We start from the raw sequence: 23950 nt of genomic DNA, 5'->3' as shown, positions 1-23950 counted from the left end.
CATTACCCCTTATCCCCAGAGGGGGCCCCACCTTCCCCAATTCCAGTATCTCGGTCAATCATCGAGCGGATGATTCAAGGCAACGATCGCCAACTGACGATGATTAACTCATTGCTAGAAATTAATTCCTGTGAAAAACAGGGTATTGACATCAAACCCGAACCTGTGCAATTTAGCACCCTGCTGGGAGGAATATTCGCCCAGTTGGAACCCATACTGACACAAAATCAAGCGACTCTGAAGAACTTGGTTGCCGCAGATTTACCGTTAGTAATGGCAGATGGGACTCGATTGCAGAAAGTTTTGGCACATTTAATAACACATAGCTTGCAAAATAATCCACCAGGATTAAATTTGACTCTGAGTGCCACCGTTGAAGCTGGAATGATTCGCACTCAGATTCAAGATGACGGCGTAGCTATGAGTAAAGTAGAGTGCGATCGCCTCTTTGATCTCCATGTCCGCGATCCCCAAGATTCTTGTTCTACAAGCATTGGCTTAAAAATGTATCTTTGTCGAAAAGTTATCAAGGCACATGGTGGTAAAATTGGTGTTATTAGTAACCGCAAGCGCGGGTTAACTTTCTGGTTTACATTACCTCTAGCAACTTCATCCGCAACAAATCGCCCATAAATCACCAAAAAGTGCGAGAGTAAATAACCAGTAAGGGAAACACTCTCGACGGTATGGGCAAAGTTGCTCGGATGCTAATGGCTACTCCATTTATAACAGTACAAAGGTGGTGGAGAAAAACCTTTTCTGCACCAACAACAGATGAAATTACTACTCTTTACAAAGCTTGGCGTAACCGTTTTTTGTGGCAGAGATTGCGTTTATGGTTATGGCTGGTACTGATTTGTCTTTTGTCTTTTACTTTGCGAGACATTTACGGCTTTTTTTTCCCCTTAAAGGAGTTGGAAAGGCTGCCAGAAATACTTAGAGCTAAAAGCCTTGTGATCAATATTGCAATGCTTGTGAGTTTAATTATTTGCTTTGCCTTACATAAAACTAAGCTAGGTCGTCATCATCCAGATTTATTATTTTTGGGGTCTTCTTGGTCAATTAGTCTAGCATCGCAGTTGTTTGCAACCATCAGAGGTTTCGCACTACCCGACACCATCGGCTGGTCGCTGCTGTTTTTGAGCCAAGCCATATTAATGCCAGTCTGCTGGACTCTTCACTTGCTAACTCAAGTGGGTGTGCTGGTTTACTATTTTGGTGTAAATACGGCACTTGGGCTAAAAACACCAATCCCCGAACACCCAGAAATATATAATGTAACGTTCATTTTATACATTTCTTGGTTTTGTATTATATGTGATATCGGTGTTTATCTGTACGATCGCCTGCAACGTTCTGAGTTTTACGCCCGTCAAGAACTGGAATCTGCCTACCAAAAACTTAAGGTTGCAGAAACTAAATATCGCAGCATTTTTGAAAACGCCGTTGAAGGGATCTTTCAAAGCAGTCCCGATGGACGTTATATTACGGCAAATCCTGCTTTAGCACGCATTTATGGCTACTCCTTAGCGCAGGAGGTGACAGCAAATTTCACTGATATTGAACAATTGTATGTTGATCCGAACCGTCGGGCAGAATTTGTGCGCCTGATGGAAAAGTATGGCAGCGTTTCCGAGTTTGAGTCCCAAATTTATCGCCGAGACGGAAGTATTGTCTGGATTTCGGAAAAAGCCTATGTAGTTTGTGATGAACAGGGAAAACTGCTTTACTACGAAGGTTTGATTGAAGACATTACCCAGCGCAAACAAACTGAAGAAGAACTACGAGTATTTTTCCATGCAGTTTCCCACGATTTACGCAACCCAGTGCTGGGTACTTTAATGGTGCTGAAAAATTTGCTTTCACGTCCAGAGGAAAATATTTCGATTTCACGCTCAATTTTAGAGCGGATGATTCAAAGTAGCGATCGCCAACTGAACTTAATTAATTCGTTGATGGAAGCTCATGTCAGCGAAGTGCAAGGTGTAATTTTACAACGTCAGACCGTACAATTACTGGCAGTTGTCGAAGCTGCGATCGCCGATTTAGAGCCATTGCTAACACAAAATCAAGCCAAGCTGACAAATCTGGTATCCGCAGATTTGCCATTAGTGAATGCTGATCCTACGCAACTATGGCGAGTTTTTTCTAACTTAATTGTCAATGCTTTGAAACACAATCCCCCTGGATTGCTTTTGACAATCAACGCTACCCGTAAGGATGACAAGATTTATTGTACTGTTAGTGATAACGGTGTGGGAATTAGTCAACAACAAAGCGATCGGCTTTTTGAGCTTTACTTTCGGGGTGCAAATATCCGCAATTCTATAAGTTTAGGATTGGGTTTGTATTTATCTAAGCAAATCATCCATGCTCACGGTGGCGAAATTGGTGTAAACAGTGCATTGGATGCAGGGGCGACTTTCTGGTTTACATTACCTATTAGTAGCCCATTTACAGGATGAAGTTGCTAATTAAACCTTTTTGTTACCAAAAATATTTTTTTAACGAACCAGGAAGACAAGAAGTAATTTGGTGGCGAAATAGAAGAGGAACAATTCTAATTTTTATCATTCATCAGCTTCACGAATAACTTACCTAATGCAGAAATACGAACACTGTTATGAACTACATCATATCCACTAAGTATAACTCCAGTTGAGGATACTTCTGTCAATCCCGATCCAATTAAATTTCCTAAATCCTCACTATTCTTAGTATTCTTGATTAACTTTTTTAAGTCTTCGACAAAGGCAATATTTACAGCAGATGCTAACCGCCTGAAAGTTTCTAGATTAATTTTTTCTTTGATGAGATTTAAAAATAACTCAGCTAGTATTTGAGTTTTATCTAAATCATCAATACGGTCAATAATTAAGACTAAATACTCACCTAACTTTGATTTTTTCTCAGGTTCATCATCTAGAGTTTTGAGAAAACTCTGCTTTTCTCTCACGGGAACTTTATCTAAATATAGAAGGAATTTTTTTACTTTTGTTAGAAATATGCGATCGCTAACAGTTTTTCCTATATTAGCAACCTTCACGGCCAAGCTAATAAAGGGAATGTCTTTAAGCAGCCCATCTTCCATCAAGGAGTCAATAACCACTTCTGCGATCTCTGTGAATAACTCAAGTGATTGTGAAGTAATTTCTGAGTCTTTCATCTTTGTAAGTAGCTAAACAAAATTAATTATATAGTTTTTCCCAAATTTTCTGAGGATTTGTTCAGGCGAAATTGGTGTAAATAGTGCATTGGATGCAGGGGCGACTTTCTCGTTTACATTACCTATTAGCTGACTAGGCATACTGCGGTATAACCTATATCAGGGAAGGTTTCGATCGTTATCCGATTTCAAAAATCAAATATAAATCCTAGTATTAGTGACAAAAGTAACTATTGAAAGGTGACTTTTGACACAGGTGTGTGCCTGATTATTCCGATTATATTGAGAATATACAAATCAAGCAATGCAACGGAAATTAAAGGATATATGAACCGCTTAAAATCTATTCTTCTTGGAGGCTTATTAGCAGCTGCTTCAATTGCTGCTCTTTCTCAAAATGCTAATGCTGCTGAATTTAAATCTGAGCATGATCATTTTAATCGTGATACTGTGGCTTTTAATAACAGTAAAGTTCAACGCGAACGTCAAGTCCGTGAACAACGCGCTCGTCAATTGCGTGAACGTCAAGCTCGTGAACAACGCGCTCGTCAATTGCGTGAACGTCAAGCCCGTGAACAACGCGCTCGTGAATTGCGTGAACGTCAAGCCCATTTTCATCACTAAGCTGAAAATTTTCCCTCATATTATGTTAGGAGAGTAGCAATATTCTCCTTTTTTTCTTTGTATAAATCTGCGTAATGAGATTTATAAATAGATGCGATCGCATCTATCTATTTGAGCGATCGCATGAAGTAAAATTAAGAGTATTCCTTAGTACGATCCCCTTTTTGTGGTGACGTGTTTAGCTACCGCAAATCTCTATTGAAAGATTCTCAAAACTTCCTGGCGTCTTCGATCTCCGTCCCTGGTAATGGGAGTGTATTTTCAGACTTAGCTCCCTGGAGTTTCCTCGGATCAAGTCCCAATGCCTCCAATACTGTAACCGCAATCTGTTTGCTAGAAACTTTCTTGATCTGAGAAGTCCCCTTAACACGAGCTTCTAGTCCCCGACTACTGAGGATCAGAGAAATATGGGTATCATCATCAGAAAAACCGCCGTGTTCTGCCCTTTTGGTGCTGTTTGAAATCACATATCCTGGTTTAAGTTTAATAATCACATCAGGAGTACGATCTTCCTGCAACGGATTGCCAAAACCTGCTGCCAATAGCGCACCACCTGAATAAACTGTATCAATTGCTGGATTTGCCAGTTTCTTTAAAATAGTTGTTGCAGTGCTGGCTTGGCTTTGATTTTTAAGCCAGAGTAAAGCAACATCATCCTGAGTAGCTTGATTAACTGTGATACCAGCTTTGGTTAGGGCATCTGTAAAAGTATTTTCAGGAATCAGGGTAGCTGTTCCCAAACGAGGATTTTGACCATGTTTCGCTGTCAAGACTATCAGTGTCGAGTCAAATTTCCCCTCTTGCTTTAAGCTATTTACTATCTTGCCGATACTGGCATCCGTATGTTCCAGAGCATTAATTAATCCTGACGAAGGTGTCCCATTAGTGGCAATACCACCATTACTGCTGGCATCCTTTTGGGCTACGCTGAGAGCTTGGAAATTCATGCCAAAAATGGCGGGAGTTCCGGGTTTAGTTGTGCCTAGTGAATTGTTTCCAGCAATTTGGTTCAATATCGCATTTACCTTCAGATCATCGTAAGCTTCCGTGAGGTTAGTGTCTTTAGTTGTCGTTTTAAATGTCAGATTAGCAGGATTCTGCGCTGTCGATTGGTCTACAAGTTTGCCATTTTCTAAGGCAACTTTGGCATTAATTTCTGGAGCGTAGAAGTCGTCAACTCCTTTCCCAGAAGGGCCATTTGCAATGTCATAAGCAGGATGTTTATCAATAAATGCAGTGTGCAAACCTGAAGCTTTTGCTACCTCAAAAATGGTATTTACCTTCAAATAGTTGTGAGGATAGACACGATTTCCATTACTGTCTACTGGTAATTTGCTTGGGTCAATACTATTTATCCCGAAGTTACCCCCGCCACTGAGAAGATCGGAGTTTTTATCAATGTTTTCCGCAAATTCAACTTCTATACCAGCAGGAGATCCTGGTTTGTCTGATAATATCCGACTGTATGTATCATCATAATAAACCCCAGTCGTTTTGGGACTTGCTCCTGTTAAGTAGTTTAATGCACCAGGGAAGGAATCGGAGGGAGTGCTAGTGAAAGCGTTAGTGTAACTGATACCCGTTTGTCTCAAACTATTGATGTTTGGCAAATACTGTTGTAGTTTGGGATCTTCCAAATCTGCTTGACGCAAACCATCAATTGATAGTAACAGCACACTCTTAAACTTACCAGGATGCTTATAGAAGGGTTTATCATCCTTTTTCCGACCATCAGCTATTCTGACTATGGGCGAGGAATAGTCATATCTGATTACTGGAGGATGTAAGTGTTGAATTGGTATCATGATATTTGTATATACTGTGTAAACAGAGTTCTATAAGTTATTTTTGATAGTCACAGTTGAGCTTATGTCAATAAAGCTTCACAAAAGACTACTAAACCTTCAATAGAAACCCTGGTATTTTCAATCTCAAGATACGAGTAAAATATTAAGAAAAGGTTATGTCAAATAGTGGCAAAAGGTTATGAGGTGAAACCAGTTGACCGATAACGGGCATGATTTAATGTTGCAGCTATCAACCTCGTCCGTAAAATTTCAGGTTCAATATCATCAATTTTGGAATCAATATTTACATTTATATCTAGCGGTTAGGTTTCCATAAATCTTCTGGGATTTGCTATTATTCAGGAAAAAACAAACGGATAGAACAACAAAATCCGGGTAAAAGTGGCGATGTGATTTCATCATCGCCTAACAAAGTAGCAACTAAAACCAACTGTGCTTTTTCTCGGCGAAAAACTTCGACTTTTTGACTGAAGCGATCGACAATCCAATACTCACGCACACCTCGATCTGAATAAAGTTTCAGCTTTGCTTCTTTGTCTCGAAATTCATTTTGTTTACCAGGGGATAAAACCTCTATAACTAACTCTGGTGCGCCGATCAAATGTCCTGCTTCATCTTCAATTTGCGCCAGTCGTTCTCGACTTACCCAAACTACATCCGGTATCACGCTATCTAATTGCGAAAAAATCACTCCGGGACTCACAATTGTTTCCCCTAAACCACTCGAATCTGACCAAACATCGAGTTGTCGACAAATTTTGCCACAAACTTGTTGATGACGGCGGTGAGGAGTGCCAGTCACAAAGAGTTCTCCATTAATAATTTCATAGCGCGTCCACTCATTTTCGGGTAGAACTTCTAAATCGTGAATTGTCCAGCGTACTCCCTCAATGGCTTGGTTCATGATTGTCCCCGTTTGGCTGGTTGCCTTTCTTTGTTTAATTTTATCTTTCTTCGGGCAAGGCAACTATGGTATTTAAATAGAACCATAATCAAAAGCGGAAGATCAGGCGAAACTGTGTATGCTGATATTTAGCCAACTTAAACCACCTAATAGCGATGCCGCAGTTACCTTTACTCTGGCGCTAACAGCAGAAGAACGCACCCGCAGCCGTCATCGCTTTGAAACGGCAGATGGTAAGATTATGTTTTTCCATTTACCCAGAGGAACTGTGTTACACGATGGCGATATTCTGCAAGAAGAAACCCATAGCAGTTTAATCAGAATTATTGCCAAACCAGAACTAGTGCTGACTGCCTTTGCCCAAACACCACTATTATTATTACGGGCGGCATACCATTTGGGAAATCGCCATGTACCTGTAGAAATTACTCCAACTTATTTACGCTTATCCTCAGATTCAGTTTTACGCACGATGTTGGAACAACTGGGGTTAGAAGTTAAAGAGGAAATTTTACCGTTTCAACCAGAATTGGGAGCTTATGGACAACAGTATCATCCTCACTGACAGCCATCTTTTGAGTATTTTGCAGCTGGCTAGCCCTACTTTGCCTGTGGGAGCATATAGTTATTCTGAAGGCTTGGAAATGTTGGTGGAAAATGGTACGATCGCTAACCAGATACATCTCAAACATTGGCTAAAAGCAGAGTTGCTCTACGGGGCAATTCGGTTAGAGGCGGCGGTGATGGTACGATCGCAGCAAGCTGCAAAAATGGGTGATGTTGAGTCGCTATGCCATTGGAATCTGTGGTTATCTGCTGCTAGGGAAACTGAAGAGTTACGCGCCTCTAGTTGGCAGATGGGGCGATCGCTCATCCAATTACTTGGTAAACTAGAACCACAGATTGTACCTATTGTCAATGCTGTCGGTAATCCTTGCAATTATGCGATCGCTTTTGGCATTGCCGTTGCCCATTGGCAAATCACTATCAAAGCCGCATTACTCGGATATCTGCATAGTTGGGCAAGTAATTTGATTACTGCTGGCGTGAAACTTATTCCCCTTGGACAAACAGCAGGACAGCAGTTATTGCTAGATTTGCAACCATTATTTAGCGCTGCGGCATTGGAAATTCTAACGTTGGAGGATGATCAACTCGCCTGTTGTAGTTGGGGTTTGTCACTGGCGAGTATGCAGCATGAAACGCAGTATACAAGGTTGTTTAGGAGTTAGTCAAAATAATTCGTAATTCGTAATTCGTAATTCGTAATTATTACAAAGGACAAAGGACAAATGACAAAGGACAAATAACAATGAATGCATTTAGAGTCGGGGTTGCTGGCCCAGTGGGTTCGGGGAAGACGGCTTTGGTGGATGGTTTGTGTAAGGGATTGCGTGAGCAGTATCAGATTGCGGTGGTGACAAATGATATTTATACTCAAGAGGATGCTCAATTTTTAGTGCGTTCTCAGGCGTTGACAAGCGATCGCATTTTGGGTGTAGAAACTGGTGGTTGTCCTCACACTGCCATCCGTGAAGATGCTTCGATGAATTTGGCGGCAATTGAACAGTTAGAGGAACGTTTTATCGATTTAGATTTGGTATTTTTGGAAAGTGGCGGTGATAATTTGGCTGCTACTTTTAGTCCAGAATTGGTGGATTTAACGATTTACGTCATCGATGTTGCGGCTGGCGATAAAATTCCCCGCAAAGGTGGCCCTGGTATTACAAAATCTGATTTGTTGGTGATTAACAAAACTGACCTTGCACCGTATGTTGGTGCAGATTTAAGTGTGATGGAACGAGATGCTAAAAAAATGCGCGGTGATAAACCTTTTATTTTTACTAATTTGAAAACTCAGTCAGGACTTGCAGATGTAATTGACTTTGTTTGCACAAATATCTGTTAAAAAGAATTTTATAACCCATGAAGGTGGGTTTTGCCTGTCTAGACACGGTTTCTAACCGCCCTTTTAACCGAGTACCGTGGGTTTAAATCCCCCGGTTAAAAAAATAAGCAAGTTTTGGGTCGGGGTCTAAATCCCCGTCACAAAACTTACAGCAGTTTTCATGTATTTGAACCACATGTATCGTAGGGGCACAGCAATGCTGTGCCCCTACCGCGTGGTCTATTTAGCTGAAAATAGCTGTAATTACGAATTACGAATTATTTAACTTTCTATAAAGCCCGCAGATGACGACTTCGCACACGTTCAGCACTACCGGTAGGAATCGCAGCAATTAATTTTTGCGTGTATTCCTCTTTCGGTTCCAGGTAAAGACTTTCGGCTGTCCCTTCTTCAACAATTTGACCGCGATTCATCACTAAAATGCGATCGCTCATAAATTTTACTACACTTAAATCGTGAGAAATAAAAATATAAGTAAGCTGAAAGTCTGACTGTAACTCTTTAAGAAGATTTAATACCTGCGCCTGTACTGAAACATCCAGCGCTGAAACTGATTCATCACAGATGATAAATTTAGGGTTTAACGCCAAAGAACGGGCTATGCAAATCCGTTGGCGTTGACCGCCAGAAAACTGATGGGGATAGCCGTTAATTGCATCTGCACTCAACCCCACCCGTTCTAAGAGTTCGGCTACTCGTTGGCGTCGTTGTTGCTTTGTCTTACCAACGGAGTGAATTATCAATGGTTCCATCACCGCGTCCCCAACCTTCATCCGTGGGTCAAGGGAACTAAAAGGATTTTGGAAGACTATTTGCATTTCCCGCCGCAGTTTTTGCAACGCTTCTCCTTTGAGGCTAGTAATATCTTGTTTCTCAAAGATAATCTGACCACTCATCGGTTCAATTAATCGCAGCAAGGTTCTGCCAAGGGTGGTTTTACCGCAACCAGATTCTCCCACCAAACCGAGTGTTTCCCCTGGTTTGACATCAAAGGAAACGCCATTAACTGCCATGTTGTAGCGTTTTGTCCCACCAAACACCCCGCGCACTGGAAAACCAACTTTCAGGTTGCGGATTTGCAGCAGGGGTTCCAATTCATTGAAGTTTGCCAATCTTGCAGCAATCTCTTCAGTAGTGATTTCTGTGGGTTGTGCGGGTTCTTTCGCTTGAATTACTACTTCTCCCGTTGCTGTCTCTTCTGCACTCATGTAGTCAGAAACAGTGAGTAATTTTTGAGGACGGCGGTCAAGTGTAGGGCGGCAGGCGATCAAACCTTTAGTATATGGATGCTGGGGACTGCTGAAAATTTGCTCAGAAGCACCAGATTCGACAACTTTGCCTTTATACATCACCGCTACTTCGTCAGCAATTTCCGAAATTAGCCCCAAGTCGTGGGTGATGAAAATCATTGCCATATCACGGCTTTGTTGCAATTCTCGGATTAACTCCAAAATTGTCGCTTGCACCGTCACATCCAAAGCTGTAGTTGGTTCATCGGCAATTAAGATTAATGGGTTGCAGGAAATTGCCATTGCAATCATCACCCGTTGCAACTGACCCCCAGAAAGTTCATGAGGGTAGCGTTCCAGCATCGCTTCTTTATGTTCTTTAACCAACCGTGGCAACTTTGATGGATCTAGCTTCGATGAATCGGTATACTGCTGTTGTATCTCCTCATCGCTAGGTAGAAGTTTTACTTCTTGCAGACCTGCGATCGCAATTTGTTTTGCTTGGGATGCTGACACATTTTGATGTCGCATAATCGCTTCTGTTAGCTGAAACCCGATGTTATAAACTGGATTAAGCGAACTCATCGGTTCTTGAAAAATCATGGCAATGTCGCCACCCCGGTGTAACTGCATTTGCTCAGGAGGCAATTTTACCAAATCGATGGCCTTAGCATTCTCCTGCGGACGAAACCAGATTTCACCGCCAGTCACTATACCAGGAGTTTGCAACAAACCCATCACAGCTAGGGCTGTCACTGATTTACCACTCCCCGATTCTCCTACTATTCCTAGAGTTTCACCTCGATGCAGCGCAAATGAAATACCATCCAAAGCTCTAACGATGTTGCCATCACCGGGAAATTCAACTTGGAGATTGCGAACCTCTAGGACAGTTTCTCTCATAGGAGTTGGGTAGGAATATTAACTTAAAATTATTTGGATTTTAACAATAGTTTTGATGTATATGTAGGTAAATTTGGTTTTTATACTTTTTGGTAGTTTTTCACATACTTCCACTTAATTATCCAAAATCTCAAACTACCTAGTTGACACTGTACTGTCTGGACGGTAATATATTTAGTAAGCCGTCTGGACGGTTCACTAAATAGTAGATACTTGAATCCAAAATTGATAGAGATTGGATGAGAATATTATGTTTACCATTGCAAATCCCTTTGCTAATCAAATTGCTTTCAGTTCCCATAGAAATTGGCTGCTGTCTCAAAATTTGCAGGTTCGACGTGCTACAGATTTGTTGGATCAAACTTTACACTGTATGATTACATCCCACCGATTTTCAAAGAGAGCAAGTATACCTAATAAATCCAATCCTAGCCTTGCTGCCCCACAGATGAAGCAATGAGAGAAGATATTGACAATCTCGTTGCCAGATAAACTGTGTTCACCGGACAATTTATCTAGTTCCATCATTCAAGCTCTATGACTGCTACCAAAAAAACAAAATCTACGTCTGTCACCCGTAATGCATTGCTAGAAGCAGCGGGGCGAGTGATGGTAGCACATGGTTCAAAGGCATTGACGTTGGAGGCAGTTGCCCGTGAAGCAGGTGTCAGTAAAGGTGGATTACTTTACCACTTTCCCAACAAAGAAGCCTTGATTGCTGGGATGTTGCAACAGCTAATTGATCAAAAGGCAGTATTACTGGAGCATGAATTGGAGCAAGATGATGCACCGAATACACCAGGACATTGGCTAAGAGCCTATATCCGGTCACATGGAAAGTTTGATGGTCACTCTAGTGCAATTCAATTCAGTTTGCTAGCAGCAGTTGCTGAAAATCCAGAATTACTTAAGCCAGCTCAAGAAAACTTTGCTGATTGGCAACGACAAATTGAAGCAAGTGGACTCGATCCAGCGATCGCAACTGTGATTTATCTAGCGATCAATGGTCTATCCTTTGTCCACCTCTTTGGTCTTGGAGTCCCGGAGGAGTCTTTGCAAAAACAGGTAATTGAAACTCTGCTGAAACTAGCGCGAGAGTAATTCGTAATTCGTAATTATAGCGGTTCTCGTTCACGTGAGGTACACCCGTAGAGGCAATTCATGAATTGCCCCTACACCTTGCGATATAATTTTGCACCGCATCTGAGTGGGAACCGCTATAAGTTAGAGAGACGTGATAAATCGCCGTCTCTACAAAGAATTTATCCATCAATTATTTATTCACAGAAGTAGTCGATGATGTGCCAAATGGTAACAGCATCCGGCTCAGTTCAACCTGCAATTTTTTACACAATGAAGGAGATTTTATGACTGCCGTTTTACAATTCTTACCGACCGATTCACAATTCCTACTCAGTCCTTTTTCTTGGTTAGCTAAAATGCGTCGGGAAGCAGCTGTTTTCTACGACACAGAGCATCAATGTTGGATGGTGTTTCGCTATGACGATGTGGCACGGGTATTAAGCGAATGGAAAACCTTTTCATCTAAAGTGCCGCAACCCCCCGAACAAAAAGATTTAACTGAGTCTTTGGTCTCCACCGATCCGCCTAAACATAAATCACTTCGCTCAATAGTACAGAAGGTATTTACTGAAAATCGAGTTGAAGCATTGGCTCCTCGGATTACCGAACTTACTCACAAGTTGTTGGAGCAAATGAAGCAACACAAACAGGTCGATTTAGTACATACTTTCGCAATTCCGCTGCCGATAATCGTGATTGCAGAAATTCTCGGTATACCCTTTCAAGACCGGGAAGATTTCAAACGCTGGTCAGATGGGATCATAGCTAGAGATCAAACTGCTATTAAAGATATGGCTGACTATTTCCGCCAATTACTGAATGAGCGGCGATCGCATCAGGGCAACGACCTAATCAGCGATTTAATTACGGCTTATGAAGGGGGAGAAAAGTTGACCGCACAGGAACTCGTTGATTTTTGCATGATACTCTTGGTAGCTGGGAATGAAACTACAACTAACTTAATTACAAATAGCATTTGGTCTCTGCATGAGCATCCTGATGAAAACCAACGATTACGGAATGACTTGTCTCTATTACCGACTGCAATTGAGGAAGTACTGCGTTATCACTCCCCGATTACTTACTTACAACGATACACCCAAGTAGAAACCAAAATTGGAGACCAGATAATTCCTCAAGGGCAACTTGTGCGGGCATGGATAAGTTCTGCCAATCACGATGAACTTAAGTTTGAGAATGGCGATCGCTTCATCATTGATCGAGAACCTAATAAACATCTTGCCTTTGGTAATGGAATTCATTTCTGTTTGGGCGCACCTTTAGCTCGACTAGAAGCCAAGATTGCGCTTAGGGCTTTGCTGGAAGAATTTCCTAATCTTCGCGTTGACTCAAAATTGCCTCTTAAACCAATTCCAACACTGTTGGTACATGGACTGGAAAGCTTGAGTGTTCTGTTAGAGGAATAGTTGAAATGGGCGACGCCGAATAGCCCAACCCAGGCATCGCGTCTGGGTCGATCTTTTTCTTGGTATTGATCTACTGAATGTTCCCAAACTGGTGCTTTTAATTAACTAGGAGTAAATAAAATGAAAAATCAAAAATGGAACGCAAAAAATATTCCGAGTCAAAAAGGAAGAGTAGCAATTGTAACGGGTTCGAGTAGCGGCATCGGTTATGAAACAGCGCGGGTTTTAGCTAATAAACAAGCGTCTGTAATCATTGCGGTTCGCAACTTGGACAAAGGAAACAAGGCATTGGCAAAAATTCTTCAACAGAATAAAGATGCCGATGTCAAGGTGATGCAACTTGATTTGGCGAATTTAGCATCAGTTAAAAATTTCGCTGAAAACTTTCAGAAAAATTATTTGCGTCTGGATTTACTGATTAATAATGCGGGTGTGATGATTCCGCCGTATTCAAAAACGACGGACGGTTTTGAATTGCAGTTCGGCACTAATCATCTCGGACATTTTGCTTTGACGGGACAGCTTTTGCAACTTTTGATCAGCACCGAAGGCTCACGAATTGTCAATCTTTCGAGCAGCGCACATATTATGGGCAAGATAGATTTCGATGATTTGAATTGGGAAAAGAGAAGTTATGACAAATGGAAAGCCTACGGCGACAGCAAACTTGCCAGCCTTTATTTTACCTACGAACTCGACCGAAAACTAAAAGATAGTGGTATCGACATAATTGTAACCGCCTCGCATCCGGGCTGGACGGCAACCGAATTGCAGAGAACTTGGGGCATTATGGAATATCTCAGCAGCATCTTTGCTCAAGATATCACGATGGGCGCATTACCAACCTTGCGGGCGGCAATCGAAGCAGACTTGAAAGGCGCGGAATTTTTCGGTCCCAATGGGTTTATGACGATGCGCGGCTATCCAATAAAAGCCGAAACGAACAAATTATCCAAAGACAAAGCGATCGCCAAAAAATTATGGGTTGTATCGGAAAAACTAACCGGTGTGAAATTTGAATTTAAGAAAAAGATTTCCTCATCTTCGCGTTGACTCAACCCAGACTCTTAAACCAATTTCAACACTGTTGGTACATAGACTGGAAACCTTGAGTGTTTTGTTAGAGAAATAGTTGAAATGGGCGACGCCGAATAGCCCAACCCAGGCATCGCTTCTCATCATCATTGGATAGAGAGGCGATCGCTCAACTAACAACTTTTAGAACGGAATATCATCTGGATCTGGTTCTTCCGCTTTCACTGCTGGATAAGTGGTTCGCTCATAATTTGTAGGTTGGGGTACGGGTTCGTAACTTGTCGCTTGGGGAGTAACGCCAACAGGATTTGTCGCTGGGGTAGGCGCTGGACGTGGTGACTCGTAACTGGGAACGTCTTTCTGTGGAGGACGAGATGTTGAAGATGGTTGTTGTGGAGACGTTTCAGTGAATGATGGAGTTACGGTTGCTGAGGGCGATGGATCAGTATTAAAACTACCTCCCACAGGTTGAATTTGTTGCACCGTCAATTCAGCGCGTTTTTCTTTAAAACCTTCCATCGGAACAGTATTCATACTTAAACGTCCTACCAAGATGACGCGATCGCCTTGGTGGTAGTTTTGCTGAATTTCCGTTGCTAAATTTCCCCAGCCGACGACTTTCAGGGTAGCTGGCGGATCTTCTGGTTTCTGGGAATTGGGAAACTGCACCAGCATTTCCGTGACTCCCAGATTATCCGCCGTATAGCGGAGTTGCGGCTCGTTAATAATTTCCGCCATCAAAACGCAGCTGTTCATTAAAATTTCTCCTGAGTGCAAAAAGTGCTGATTCAAAAAGAGGGGGTTTTTCTATGTAGTGCCAATTAATATCTAGATATGTTTAATTGTTTGCATTTTTTAATAATGTTTGAACAAATCTTCTACATCCACTCTGAGTTTTTATTCTTTTCTAGCATAAAAGCCAAGCGATCGCTTTGAACAGCATTGAATATGCTACTCGCCACCCTCGCTTGACTAAATGAGCATTGAATTCTGCATTGAGTAGTATAATTGTACCACCAATTCCTGAAATAGAAAAAATTCTTGGCAAAAATTAAGTCTTGACGTGAACTGGGAAAACACCCAAGGCGATCAACCTTGCTGGAAGGTCGCGCAAGATAGGTAAGCGCAAAAACGCAGGTGGTACAAAGGTGCGATTTGAGGTGATAACCGGGGCAAATACCCGCTTTTGGATAAAAGTTTGAAACGCCTGAATGATGCGTGTGGGTAACTCGCGTTGACGCTGTACTTTTGCTAGGTCGCTAAGTTCTACTTGTCCGTTCTTGAGCGGTTTGCTGAGTACATTCGCCGCGACGACAGCATCTTGAATCGCGTAGTTAATGCCAACTCCACCAACTGGGGACATTATATGAGCTGCATCACCGATGAGTAACAATCCCGGATGATACCAGCGTTTGACGCGGCTGGACTCGACTGAGAGAAAAGCTATTTGTGACCAATCATCTAAATTTTGGATGCGTTGCTGGAATTCTGGCACTACTTCGACAACAGATTTTTTTAATTCCTCCAAACCCGCAGCCCGTAGTTGTTGATAGCCTCCTTTTGGAATAACATAAGCAACTTGCCACTCATCACCACGGTCAAGCATAGCAATGATCTTACCTTGACCAAAGCGCCCCATTCCCCCTTCAGGGTCTTCTGGCTGACGCGGTAGGCGAAACCAGAGGATATCCATTGGCGGCGAGGTTTCGATTGACTCAAACTCACCCAGGTGGCGTAAACGTGAGTGGCGACCGTCTGCACCCACTGTCAGTATTGCTCGGATTTCATGCCAACCACCGCCCCCCCGATAGCGGACACCTTGAATCACGCCATTTTCCGCAATTACTTCCTGCACATTTGCACCCATCACTAGATGGAAACTAGGATATTTTTGTGCTTCTTGGGTAATGAACTCCAGGAATTTCACCTGGGGAAGCATTGTAATGTAGGGGTAGCGGGTTTTCAGATGACTAAAATCTGCGAATGTAACAGTATCTTGAGGAGTTTGAATACTAATTTGGCGCATTTTCGTATGGGGGAGTTCTAGCAAAGCTGCACTTAGTCCCAATTCCTCCATAATTTCCATCACCGATGGATGAATCGTATCGCCGCGAAAGTCGCGATCGAAGTCTTTGTGTGCTTCCAGCAGCATCACAGAAATCCCTTGACGCGCTAACAACAGCGCTAATACTGCTCCTGCCGGCCCCCCACCCACAATGCAACAATCTGTGGTTTGTACGTCTACAATGTCATGGACAGGGTTAACGCTTGGGTCTTGGGAAAGATTTTTAAGTACATCAGTAGTCATAACAACACCTCCTGACAGCCCTAAAACTCAGAATAGTTTGTTTTTTATGGTGCAAGCTGTTTTTTTAACTTTTCGTATTTACATGGAACGTGTATTATTATGAGCGCTAAAGTGTCATTAGTCATTGGTTATTAGTGATTCTCGCCCAATGCCCAATGCCCACAATGCCCCATGCCCCATGCCCCATACCCAATGCCCCATACCCAATGACAATAATTAACAGTTGTGTCCCAAGTTGTTTTAGAAAACGTTTATAAAAGTTTTTCCTCCCGTAAAGGGGAAAGTGTTACCTCACAAACTCAATCTACCCTCACGCCTGGGGATAAAACTGATGCAGTGCAAGAACGTGCGGGAAGTATCAATGTCTTGCGACGGATTAACCTGACGATCGCAGATGGCGAATTTATGGTGCTGGTGGGCCCTTCTGGTTGTGGTAAAAGCACCCTACTGCGGTTAATCGCCGGGTTAGAAGTGATGACTGGCGGTAATATCTGGGTGGGCGATCGCTTGATCAATGACCTACCACCCAAGGAACGCGACATCGCAATGGTGTTTCAAAATTACGCCCTCTATCCTCACATGACGGTGTATGACAACATCGCCTTTGGGTTACGCCGCCGCTTTGGAAGAGCAGGGGAAGCAGGGGAAGAAAATACTTCCTCATCTCCATATCTTCGGACGTGGGCGGAAAATCTTTTTGTGGGGGCGACCAGAAAGTTACCTAAAGGATTGCGCTACACTTCTGACAAAGAACGGGCGGTGGATGAACAGGTGCGTAGTGTTGCTCAACTGTTGCAAATCGAAACATTGCTGAATCGCTTACCTAAACAGCTTTCTGGGGGACAAAGACAACGGGTTGCATTGGGACGAGCGATCGCGCGTGACCCCCAAGTATTTTTAATGGATGAACCCCTTTCTAACTTAGATGCAAAACTGCGGGCGGAAACCCGCGCCCAAATTGTCAAATTGCAGCGCCAATTGGGGACAACGACAATTTACGTCACCCACGATCAAACAGAAGCGATGACAATGGGCGATCGCATTGCGATTATGTCTGAAGGTAAAATTCAGCAAGTTGCTTCTCCCCTAGAACTTTACAACCGTCCTGCTAACCTTTTTGTCGCAGAGTTCATTGGTTCACCACCGATGAATTTTATTCCTGTAGAATTTCATGCCCCACAGTTGATTACTCATTCCCAGTTTCGTTTCACCCTCCCAGAAGTCTGGGGAAAAGCTTTACAAAAATATGATGGAAAGACTTTAATTTTAGGGATTCGCCCAGAACACTTGAATTTGAGTATGCCTGCCACCAAAAATCTACCAGTGCAAGTAGATTTGGTAGAGAATCTCGGCAACGATTCCTTTCTCGCTGTTAAGATTGCGGAACCGGGATCTCAACCTGCTACTACAGCCAATTACTTACAAGTGCGAATACCACCAGACCGATTTGTCCAAGTTGGTGAGCAACTTTGGTTATCTCTAACTTCAGATAAAATTCACTTTTTTGATCCGGAAACTGAGTTAGCGATATTTCCTTAAGACTATCCGCGCCTAATTGGTAAATCAAAATTTTCATGCACTTTTGACAGGGACTTGAATCTCTTCAGCCCGCCATGCAGCGTAGGCAAGGGACTCATAGATGTCGGGTACTTCAACACGATTTTCAAGTACTTCAACACGATTTTGGAGTACTTCAACACGATTTTGGAGTACTTCAACACGATTTTGGAGTACCTCAACACGATTTTGGAGTACTTCAACACGATTTTGGAGTACTTCAACACGATTTTGGAGTACTTCAACATGACTTCGAGGTATCTGTTGCTTATATAGCAGTCCTAAATCATTCGTAAGAATTTGAGATCGTTTTAACCCCCCTGTAGTCCCCCTTTGGTAAGCTACGGTGTATACACAAGTCTGAAATAGCTTACTCACCTGGTTTTTCGCGTCAGTTTTACCCCACCCTAACCCTCCCCTTTCCAAGGGGAGGGAACAAGATTTCTTATTTTCCGCCTTTATAAGGGGGGATTACAAGATTTCTTATTTCCCCCCTTTATAAGGGGGGATTAAGGGGGGTAATTCGAGTTGTGTATACACGGTAGCCTTGGTAAGGGGGGACGGCTCAGACATTGAGATTAAAAGTGCGATGCCTGCTCTGGGCTACGCCATCGCCTGATATTGTAGGTTGGGTTGTAGCTTGCTTCTCCTAATTGGTAAATCAAAAATTTCATAAACTTGTGAAAGAAACTTCAGCCTTTAAGCAGTATATTGTGTCTTAATTAACATATCACTTGGGTATTAGCCATATAGAGTATGACTATGAATTTGCCTGTTCCCCAAGATTATCAATATCAATTTGGTGGTAGTCTTCCTGCTAATGCACCTACCTACGTCACACGCCAAGCTGATGCAGATTTGTATCAGGCTGTGAAAGCTGGAGAGTTTTGTTTTGTCCTCAACTCTCGACAAATGGGAAAATCCAGTTTGCGTGTCCGCACAATGCAAAGGTTACAGGGTGAAGGAATTGCTTGTGTATCTATTGATTTAACCGCAATTGGGACATCAGGGCTAAAGTCTGAACAATGGTATTCTGGGATTATTTATACTATTGCTGGTTCTGAAAGTTTAAAGTTAAGTGAGCAGTTTGATTTAGATGAGTTATGGGAAGAAAATTATCGATTTTCTGATGTGCAGATTTTTGGGAAGTTTATTGACAAATTACTAAAATTAGTTTTCACACAGATTGTTATTTTTATAGATGAAATTGATAGTGTTCTCAGTTTAAAATTTCCGGTTGATGATTTTTTTGCTTTAATTCGAGCTTTCTTTAATCAAAGAGTTGATAATCCTGAATATCAACGCATTACCTAATCTATTGATAAAATTAGAAACCTGTCAGCAGTGGCTTCTCAACTGCAACAAAAGGGAAAAACAAACGAAGCGAATCAGTCTTTGAATATTGCAGGTTTGGTTTTGCAGAAGAAAATTAATAATTTTCAGCTAAAAGAGGCTTTATTAAATAGTTCGCTGGTTTTAGGGTATCAATATCTAGCTGATGCTGAAAGCGATCAAAATCAAAAAAAAGATTTAGATTTAAAAAAGGCTGAAATAAATTTTACTAAAAGCCTGGAAAAATTATCAATAATAGAAAATAAAATTGATAAAACTCCAGATAATTTAGCTACTTTAGTTTATATTAACTACGTTAAAGGTAAATTAGAGGAACGCTCAAATCAATCTAAGGCTTTAGCAGATTACAATAAAGCATTTGATTCTATCATTAGTCTGAAATCTAAGTTTAAATCTAATGTTGAATTATTTAGTTTAGACCTAAATATTCTCTATAATAGCAATGCTAATATTGTAGCTTTGCTTTATCGGAAACTTAAAAAACTGGATAGCTCAAATCCAGTTTATGCTGAATCTTTAAAGGAACATTTATTAAATGAATTAGACTATTTGATGAAGCAACAAAGATGGAGGGAAGCAGATTCAAAAAATTGGCAGTTTCTTCTCTATTCAGCCGGAAGAGATGAATCAATTTTTTTAACTGTAGCTGATGTCAGAAACTTTAATTGTGATGATTTGAAAAAATTAGATGCACTTTGGGTCAAGAACTCCAAGGGTTATTTTGGTTATAGTGTCCAGAAAAAAATATATTTGGCTAGTGGCAATTCTCTCGATTTTGATTGGGAGAAGAGAGAATGGAAAAATTGGAACGAGAAAGGGTATAATGATTTTACAAAAAGTGTGGGATGGAGAGGACAGGATGAAAAGTGGAGAAGATATGAGGAATTACCCATGAACCTGACGGATACCCAGGAATTAAAGAGAAAGGGTGTATCTATGAGGGGTGAACTCCCGTTAGTGGAAGTGGAGTGTTTGAGTGACTGTTATGAACGGGGGAGCGGTTTGAGTTTGAGGCGTTTTGAAATACTACTTTTTTCTTCATGCAGAGACTTGTAAATTTTAGCAGATAAGGCTTTCATAGAATTGTAAAGATTTATTTATGGGATATTTTCCACGCAGTAATAAGGCTTTGGGAGATTCGATATCTCGCACTAAGCAATGCACAACCCAAAGAAAAAAAACAAACAACACAAAGGGAATTGAGAAGAGCTAATTTAGAGTCGCTGATATTACCAGTAAGTAGCAAATTCCTCTAAAAAAGACATCTTTAGTGATAAATAGAGACACTGCTCCTATCTTCATCTCAAATCATTGACTGTGACCTCTAAAAATCATCCCTGCAACTAGCGGATTGTAACAATTAGCAAAAATAAATTTCTCAGCCACATCAACAATTTCTGGATTACTTGCCTCCCAAGTATCCCAAGGCAATCGCATCTGTCCTGGTGATGCTTTTTTCCCTTTGCCTTTGATTACTTTAGGCAAAAATTGATTACCCCAAAAATAGCGTTTTTCTGTTTTCGCTTTCGGTTTGTACTTCTTACAAAAACCTCGATATTTAGCAGCACATTCATTCAAAGTTTTACCCAACGCTAAAAAAGCCGGATGCCAAGTTGTTAAACCATCATCTCCAAGTCGGTCATAGACTCCATAATTACTAAAATCATAGAAAAAGCCTTCTTGCATTCCTGCTGCTTTCGGATTCGCGTGAATATAGCGCTTCTCAGTCGAGTGCAATACAGACCTAACCCCCAGCCCCTTCCCTACAAGGGAAGGGGAGTAAGATTCCAAACCTCTCTCCTTTTAGGAGAGAGGTTTGGAGAGAGGTCAAAGTGTATTGCATCCAAATGAGAACCGCTATATACCGCAGCGTATTCAATGCCCGTTGATAGTCACTTTTAGGACTTACGCACTCACATCGACCAACCCCTTAAAAAGGGAGCTTTAGAAGTTCCCCCCTTTTTAAGCTACGGTGTACACATAAGTCTGAAAATAGCTGAAGAAGACAGGTTTTACCCCACCCTAACCCTCCCCTTGTGAAGGGGAGGGAACCGGAAATCTCATTTCCCCCCTTTATAAGGGGGGATTAAGGGGGGTAATTCGACTTGTGTGTACACCGTAGTCCGAGTAGTGACGCGATCGCTGTATCCTAGTTTTAAGTCGCGCTGTGGCCGTGGCATAAGAAGAATTTATCATCCTCTAATTCTCCCCATAATATCTATGCCCTTTAATATTTTTTCTAAACCCCCAAAACCTGAACCCGCAGAGATGACTGGTTTAATCAAAATATCGGGATGTGACAACCCAAAGCGGTGCGGGGATGTGATTTTTGTTCACGGGTTAGGTGGTCATGCACGAGGAACTTGGCATCCCCAAGAACTACGCAACGATGATAATTTCTGGTTAACGTGGTTTGCACAAGAAAGACCAGATTTAGGTATTTGGTCTTTTGGCTACAAAGCTGAACCCTTTGAGTGGAGAGGTTCAACAATGCCACTCTTTGATAGAGCTAGTAATTTACAAGAATATTTAGAAGTTTCTGATATTGGAAAATACCCAATAATTTTTATCGCTCATAGTATGGGTGGATTATTAGTCAAAGAAATGCTGCGTAATGCTCAGACATTTCAAAAGAAAGCAGTTATTCAACAGACAAAAGGCATTGTATTTCTATCCACTCCTCACACTGGTTCTCATCTCGCTAACTTAGTCGATAAAATTGGGATTTTGGCACGAACCTCTGTTAGTGTTAATGAATTGAAATCACATATTCCCCAACTGCGTCAACTTAACGAGTGGTATCGGCAAAATGTTGATTCCTTGGAAATTACTACAAAAGTTTATTATGAAACGAAGCCCACTCAAGGTTTTTTAGTTGTAGACCCAGATAGCGCCAACCCAGCCATCAAAGATGTCCAACCTACCGCTACAGATGACGACCATCTTTCTATTACCAAGCCAAAATCAACAGAGAATTTAGTCTACAAGGGAGTGAGTCAGTTTATTAAGCAACAATTGCTAATTAATCTAGGCATTGTTGAACAACCAACATCAAAAGTAAAACAGAACAACTCCTCAGTAATTTTTGAAAATACTGATGGTCAAGTTCCTCTTAACTCCCTCTTTTATATCGAACGTCCAGAGGTGGAAATTAAATGTTATGAATCCATTCTCCAACCAGGGGCGTTAATCCGCATCAAAGCCCCGCAAAAGATGGGTAAAACTTCCTTAATGAGTCGCATTCTTGACCATAGTCAACAAAAAGGTTATCGCACAGTTTCGCTGAATTTATGGAGTAAAGAAAGTCTTACCGGCCTCAATGAGTTTTTACAGGGATTTTGTGCAATTCTGAGTGATGAATTGGGGCTAGAAGAACAAATAGATAAATACTGGAATAAACGCTTAAGCAGTCAACTTAACTGCACTAATTATTTAAAAGACTATTTATTAAAAAATATTAATATTCCCTTAGTGTTAGGCTTAGATGATATTGATAAAATTTTTCCTTATCCCGAAATTGCTCAAGAATTTTTTGCTCTGCTCCGAGCTTGGCATGAAAAAGGTAAAAATGAAGAAATCTGGCAAAAATTACGTTTAGTAATTGCACATTCTCAAGAAGTATATGTTTCTCTAAATGTCAATCAATCGCCTTTTAATGTGGGGTTATCTGTCGAAATAGGAGAATTTAATCCCATACAAATAAAAGAATTAGTCCAACGACATAAATTAAATTGGTCAGATACAGAAATCGAACAGTTAAGGGGAATGATTGATGGTCATCCTTATTTATTAAGGGCTGCTCTTTATCAAATTGCTACAGGTAATTTAACTTTAGAACAGTTCTTGAAAGTTGCTCCTACTGACGAAGGATTATTTAGAGGCTTTTTACATCCCTATCTTTCACTGCTGGAAGAAGATAAGTTGTTAAAAACAGCGATCCAAAAAGTGATCAATAGTGATATTCCTGTGAAGTTAGATTCTGTACAAAGTTTTAAATTACGCAGTCTAGGCTTAATTGAATTTAAAGGAAATGAAGTTCAATGCCTTTGTGATTTATATCGCCTTTATTTTCGAGAACGCCTATCCGAATGATTACACCCAGCTTGAAAGGATGAACCATCAATAATTAGCGGGAAAATGGTTAGCGATCGCAGCCAACACCAAAGGCGATCGCACCCCATTACACCCCAAATTTCACAAGTGCGATCGCATATTTTTAACAAAGCTCTACACCAAGCACAGCAGAAGAAATTAAGTGTAAAGCGCCGATAACGAAATAAGGGTAAGTATCGACTACTTGACCACCTGCGCCCACACCAAAACCCAAGGTGGCTAAGTGGGGAAGCAAAATCAACCCCTGTTCGCCCATAGGTATTTCGGGATTGTAGCGGGAGATTTCAAACCATGTAAACGCTCCAGCCCAGAGCGTCGTCAGCGCTGCTTGTGCCACATGAGCGCCGATAAATAAACCAGAGAGATTAGCGAAGCGGGCGTTACCAGTCCACCAATCAAATTTGAGGTTGGGATTGCCGTATGTCTGCATTGTTAAGCTGATTAGTAATTGTTGCCAGTAATACTCAATTAATTAGTTCTTATTTCAGCAGTTAAATGTCACTTGAGTACAACAAATCAACTACCAGATGT

21 protein-coding genes and 1 pseudogene are annotated in these 23950 nt (G+C 41.4%); 13 read left to right on the top strand and 9 right to left on the bottom strand.

The genetic code is table 11. The features are described from left to right. Both HWQ41_RS19085 and HWQ41_RS19080 read left to right on the top strand, forming a co-directional pair. The coding region (locus HWQ41_RS19085; protein ID WP_292766067.1) for a HAMP domain-containing sensor histidine kinase at positions 1 to 633 on the top strand (633 nt) is incomplete at its 5' end. A 77-nt stretch (positions 634 to 710) separates the two neighbouring features. Next, positions 711 to 2465 (top strand): ATP-binding protein, encoded by a 1755-nt coding sequence (locus tag HWQ41_RS19080; protein WP_292766072.1) that lies wholly within the window; start codon positions 711 to 713, stop codon positions 2463 to 2465. Between the two features lie 95 nt (positions 2466 to 2560). On the opposite strand, the gene HWQ41_RS19075 is transcribed toward HWQ41_RS19080, so the two are convergent. Continuing rightward, on the bottom strand, positions 2561 to 3166 hold the full coding sequence (locus HWQ41_RS19075; RefSeq protein WP_292766065.1) for a hypothetical protein: 606 nt from the start codon (positions 3164 to 3166) through the stop codon (positions 2561 to 2563). A 240-nt stretch (positions 3167 to 3406) separates the two neighbouring features. Between HWQ41_RS19075 and HWQ41_RS19070 the strand changes: the two genes are divergently transcribed. Further along, a complete protein-coding gene (locus tag HWQ41_RS19070) occupies positions 3407 to 3790 on the top strand; it encodes a hypothetical protein (RefSeq protein WP_292766063.1) in 384 nt (127 codons plus the stop codon). A 209-nt stretch (positions 3791 to 3999) separates the two neighbouring features. Here HWQ41_RS19070 and HWQ41_RS19065 read toward each other — a convergent pair whose 3' ends face one another. Both HWQ41_RS19065 and HWQ41_RS19060 read right to left on the bottom strand, forming a co-directional pair. Continuing rightward, positions 4000 to 5595, bottom strand: a complete 1596-nt coding sequence (locus HWQ41_RS19065; RefSeq protein WP_292766061.1) for an alkaline phosphatase family protein — start codon at positions 5593 to 5595, stop codon at positions 4000 to 4002. A gap of 337 nt (positions 5596 to 5932) precedes the next feature. Continuing rightward, on the bottom strand, positions 5933 to 6502 hold the full coding sequence (locus tag HWQ41_RS19060) for a Uma2 family endonuclease (protein WP_292766058.1): 570 nt from the start codon (positions 6500 to 6502) through the stop codon (positions 5933 to 5935). Positions 6503 to 6620: 118 nt separating this feature from the next. Between HWQ41_RS19060 and ureE the strand changes: the two genes are divergently transcribed. From ureE to ureG, 3 genes are all read left to right on the top strand, one after another. Then, positions 6621 to 7067, top strand: coding sequence for an urease accessory protein UreE (gene ureE, locus HWQ41_RS19055; RefSeq protein WP_292766055.1), 447 nt, complete (start codon positions 6621 to 6623; stop codon positions 7065 to 7067). After that, a complete protein-coding gene (locus HWQ41_RS19050; protein WP_292766053.1) occupies positions 7042 to 7734 on the top strand; it encodes an urease accessory protein UreF in 693 nt (230 codons plus the stop codon). The genes ureE and HWQ41_RS19050 overlap by 26 nt, the downstream gene beginning before the upstream one ends. Positions 7735 to 7814: 80 nt before the next feature. Then, positions 7815 to 8411 (top strand): urease accessory protein UreG, encoded by a 597-nt coding sequence (ureG, locus tag HWQ41_RS19045; protein WP_292766050.1) that lies wholly within the window; start codon positions 7815 to 7817, stop codon positions 8409 to 8411. A 269-nt stretch (positions 8412 to 8680) separates the two neighbouring features. Here ureG and HWQ41_RS19040 read toward each other — a convergent pair whose 3' ends face one another. Further along, complete coding sequence (locus HWQ41_RS19040; protein ID WP_292766047.1) at positions 8681 to 10543, bottom strand: ABC transporter ATP-binding protein; 1863 nt, start codon at positions 10541 to 10543, stop codon at positions 8681 to 8683. A 537-nt stretch (positions 10544 to 11080) separates the two neighbouring features. Here HWQ41_RS19040 and HWQ41_RS19035 point away from each other — a divergent pair. The 3 genes from HWQ41_RS19035 (at position 11081) to HWQ41_RS19025 (ending at position 14106) form a co-directional block, all read left to right on the top strand. Continuing rightward, complete coding sequence (locus tag HWQ41_RS19035; RefSeq protein ID WP_292766045.1) at positions 11081 to 11644, top strand: TetR family transcriptional regulator; 564 nt, start codon at positions 11081 to 11083, stop codon at positions 11642 to 11644. Positions 11645 to 11910: 266 nt separating this feature from the next. Next, entirely contained in the window at positions 11911 to 13053 is a 1143-nt protein-coding gene (locus tag HWQ41_RS19030) for a cytochrome P450 (protein ID WP_292766042.1), read from the top strand. A gap of 120 nt (positions 13054 to 13173) precedes the next feature. Beyond that, on the top strand, positions 13174 to 14106 hold the full coding sequence (locus tag HWQ41_RS19025) for an SDR family NAD(P)-dependent oxidoreductase (RefSeq protein ID WP_292766040.1): 933 nt from the start codon (positions 13174 to 13176) through the stop codon (positions 14104 to 14106). A gap of 165 nt (positions 14107 to 14271) precedes the next feature. Here the strand turns inward: HWQ41_RS19025 and HWQ41_RS19020 are convergent, their stop codons facing one another. Beyond that, positions 14272 to 14844 carry a single-stranded DNA-binding protein gene (locus tag HWQ41_RS19020; protein WP_292766038.1) on the bottom strand — a complete coding sequence of 191 codons (573 nt, stop codon included), beginning with the start codon at positions 14842 to 14844 and terminating at the stop codon, positions 14272 to 14274. A 295-nt stretch (positions 14845 to 15139) separates the two neighbouring features. After that, positions 15140 to 16396 (bottom strand): FAD-dependent oxidoreductase, encoded by a 1257-nt coding sequence (locus HWQ41_RS19015; protein WP_292766035.1) that lies wholly within the window; start codon positions 16394 to 16396, stop codon positions 15140 to 15142. A 225-nt stretch (positions 16397 to 16621) separates the two neighbouring features. On the opposite strand from HWQ41_RS19015, the gene HWQ41_RS19010 reads away from it, so the two are divergent. Then, positions 16622 to 17935, top strand: a complete 1314-nt coding sequence (locus HWQ41_RS19010) for an ABC transporter ATP-binding protein (RefSeq protein WP_292766032.1) — start codon at positions 16622 to 16624, stop codon at positions 17933 to 17935. Positions 17936 to 17968: 33 nt separating this feature from the next. Here HWQ41_RS19010 and HWQ41_RS19005 read toward each other — a convergent pair whose 3' ends face one another. Continuing rightward, positions 17969 to 18331 carry a hypothetical protein gene (locus HWQ41_RS19005; protein ID WP_292766030.1) on the bottom strand — a complete coding sequence of 121 codons (363 nt, stop codon included), beginning with the start codon at positions 18329 to 18331 and terminating at the stop codon, positions 17969 to 17971. Positions 18332 to 18715: 384 nt separating this feature from the next. On the opposite strand from HWQ41_RS19005, the gene HWQ41_RS34320 reads away from it, so the two are divergent. Both HWQ41_RS34320 and HWQ41_RS34315 read left to right on the top strand, forming a co-directional pair. Continuing rightward, the gene (locus tag HWQ41_RS34320) at positions 18716 to 19267 is read left to right on the top strand and encodes an AAA-like domain-containing protein (protein WP_366931685.1); all 552 of its coding nucleotides are present in this window, start codon (positions 18716 to 18718) and stop codon (positions 19265 to 19267) included. Between the two features lie 30 nt (positions 19268 to 19297). Beyond that, positions 19298 to 20362, top strand: a complete 1065-nt coding sequence (locus tag HWQ41_RS34315) for a GUN4 domain-containing protein (RefSeq protein ID WP_366931684.1) — start codon at positions 19298 to 19300, stop codon at positions 20360 to 20362. Positions 20363 to 20614: 252 nt separating this feature from the next. On the opposite strand, the gene HWQ41_RS18995 is transcribed toward HWQ41_RS34315, so the two are convergent. Beyond that, a complete protein-coding gene (locus HWQ41_RS18995; RefSeq protein WP_292766027.1) occupies positions 20615 to 21097 on the bottom strand; it encodes a hypothetical protein in 483 nt (160 codons plus the stop codon). A gap of 318 nt (positions 21098 to 21415) precedes the next feature. Between HWQ41_RS18995 and HWQ41_RS18990 the strand changes: the two genes are divergently transcribed. Further along, positions 21416 to 23398: an AAA-like domain-containing protein gene (locus HWQ41_RS18990; RefSeq protein ID WP_292766025.1), complete on the top strand. Its 1983-nt coding sequence runs from the start codon at positions 21416 to 21418 to the stop codon at positions 23396 to 23398. Positions 23399 to 23537: 139 nt separating this feature from the next. Here the strand turns inward: HWQ41_RS18990 and HWQ41_RS18985 are convergent. After that, positions 23538 to 23849 (bottom strand): annotated as a pseudogene (locus HWQ41_RS18985) (chlorophyll a/b binding light-harvesting protein); the annotation flags it as partial. Between the last annotated feature and the right edge of the window lie 101 nt (positions 23850 to 23950).

Source organism: Nostoc sp. NOS(2021), assembly GCF_017115025.1.
GTDB lineage: Bacteria > Cyanobacteriota > Cyanobacteriia > Cyanobacteriales > Nostocaceae > Nostoc.
The sequence above is the reverse complement of the archived record's forward strand: the minus strand, read 5'-3'. Positions and strand labels throughout refer to the sequence as shown.

Excerpts from the sequence above, each read along its gene's own strand:
- HWQ41_RS19080 (WP_292766072.1), top strand. The coding sequence starts at position 711 with ATGGCTACTCCATTTATAACAGTACAAAGGTGGTGGAGAAAAACCTTT.
- HWQ41_RS19015 (WP_292766035.1), bottom strand. The coding sequence starts at position 16,396 with ATGACTACTGATGTACTTAAAAATCTTTCCCAAGACCCAAGCGTTAAC.
- HWQ41_RS19040 (WP_292766047.1), bottom strand. The coding sequence starts at position 10,543 with ATGAGAGAAACTGTCCTAGAGGTTCGCAATCTCCAAGTTGAATTTCCC.
- HWQ41_RS19020 (WP_292766038.1), bottom strand. The coding sequence starts at position 14,844 with ATGAACAGCTGCGTTTTGATGGCGGAAATTATTAACGAGCCGCAACTC.
- HWQ41_RS19025 (WP_292766040.1), top strand. The coding sequence starts at position 13,174 with ATGAAAAATCAAAAATGGAACGCAAAAAATATTCCGAGTCAAAAAGGA.
- HWQ41_RS19075 (WP_292766065.1), bottom strand. The coding sequence starts at position 3,166 with ATGAAAGACTCAGAAATTACTTCACAATCACTTGAGTTATTCACAGAG.
- ureG (WP_292766050.1), top strand. The coding sequence starts at position 7,815 with ATGAATGCATTTAGAGTCGGGGTTGCTGGCCCAGTGGGTTCGGGGAAG.
- ureE (WP_292766055.1), top strand. The coding sequence starts at position 6,621 with ATGCTGATATTTAGCCAACTTAAACCACCTAATAGCGATGCCGCAGTT.
- HWQ41_RS34320 (WP_366931685.1), top strand. The coding sequence starts at position 18,716 with ATGAATTTGCCTGTTCCCCAAGATTATCAATATCAATTTGGTGGTAGT.
- HWQ41_RS19030 (WP_292766042.1), top strand. The coding sequence starts at position 11,911 with ATGACTGCCGTTTTACAATTCTTACCGACCGATTCACAATTCCTACTC.
- HWQ41_RS19060 (WP_292766058.1), bottom strand. The coding sequence starts at position 6,502 with ATGAACCAAGCCATTGAGGGAGTACGCTGGACAATTCACGATTTAGAA.
- HWQ41_RS19050 (WP_292766053.1), top strand. The coding sequence starts at position 7,042 with ATGGACAACAGTATCATCCTCACTGACAGCCATCTTTTGAGTATTTTG.
- HWQ41_RS19035 (WP_292766045.1), top strand. The coding sequence starts at position 11,081 with ATGACTGCTACCAAAAAAACAAAATCTACGTCTGTCACCCGTAATGCA.
- HWQ41_RS19065 (WP_292766061.1), bottom strand. The coding sequence starts at position 5,595 with ATGATACCAATTCAACACTTACATCCTCCAGTAATCAGATATGACTAT.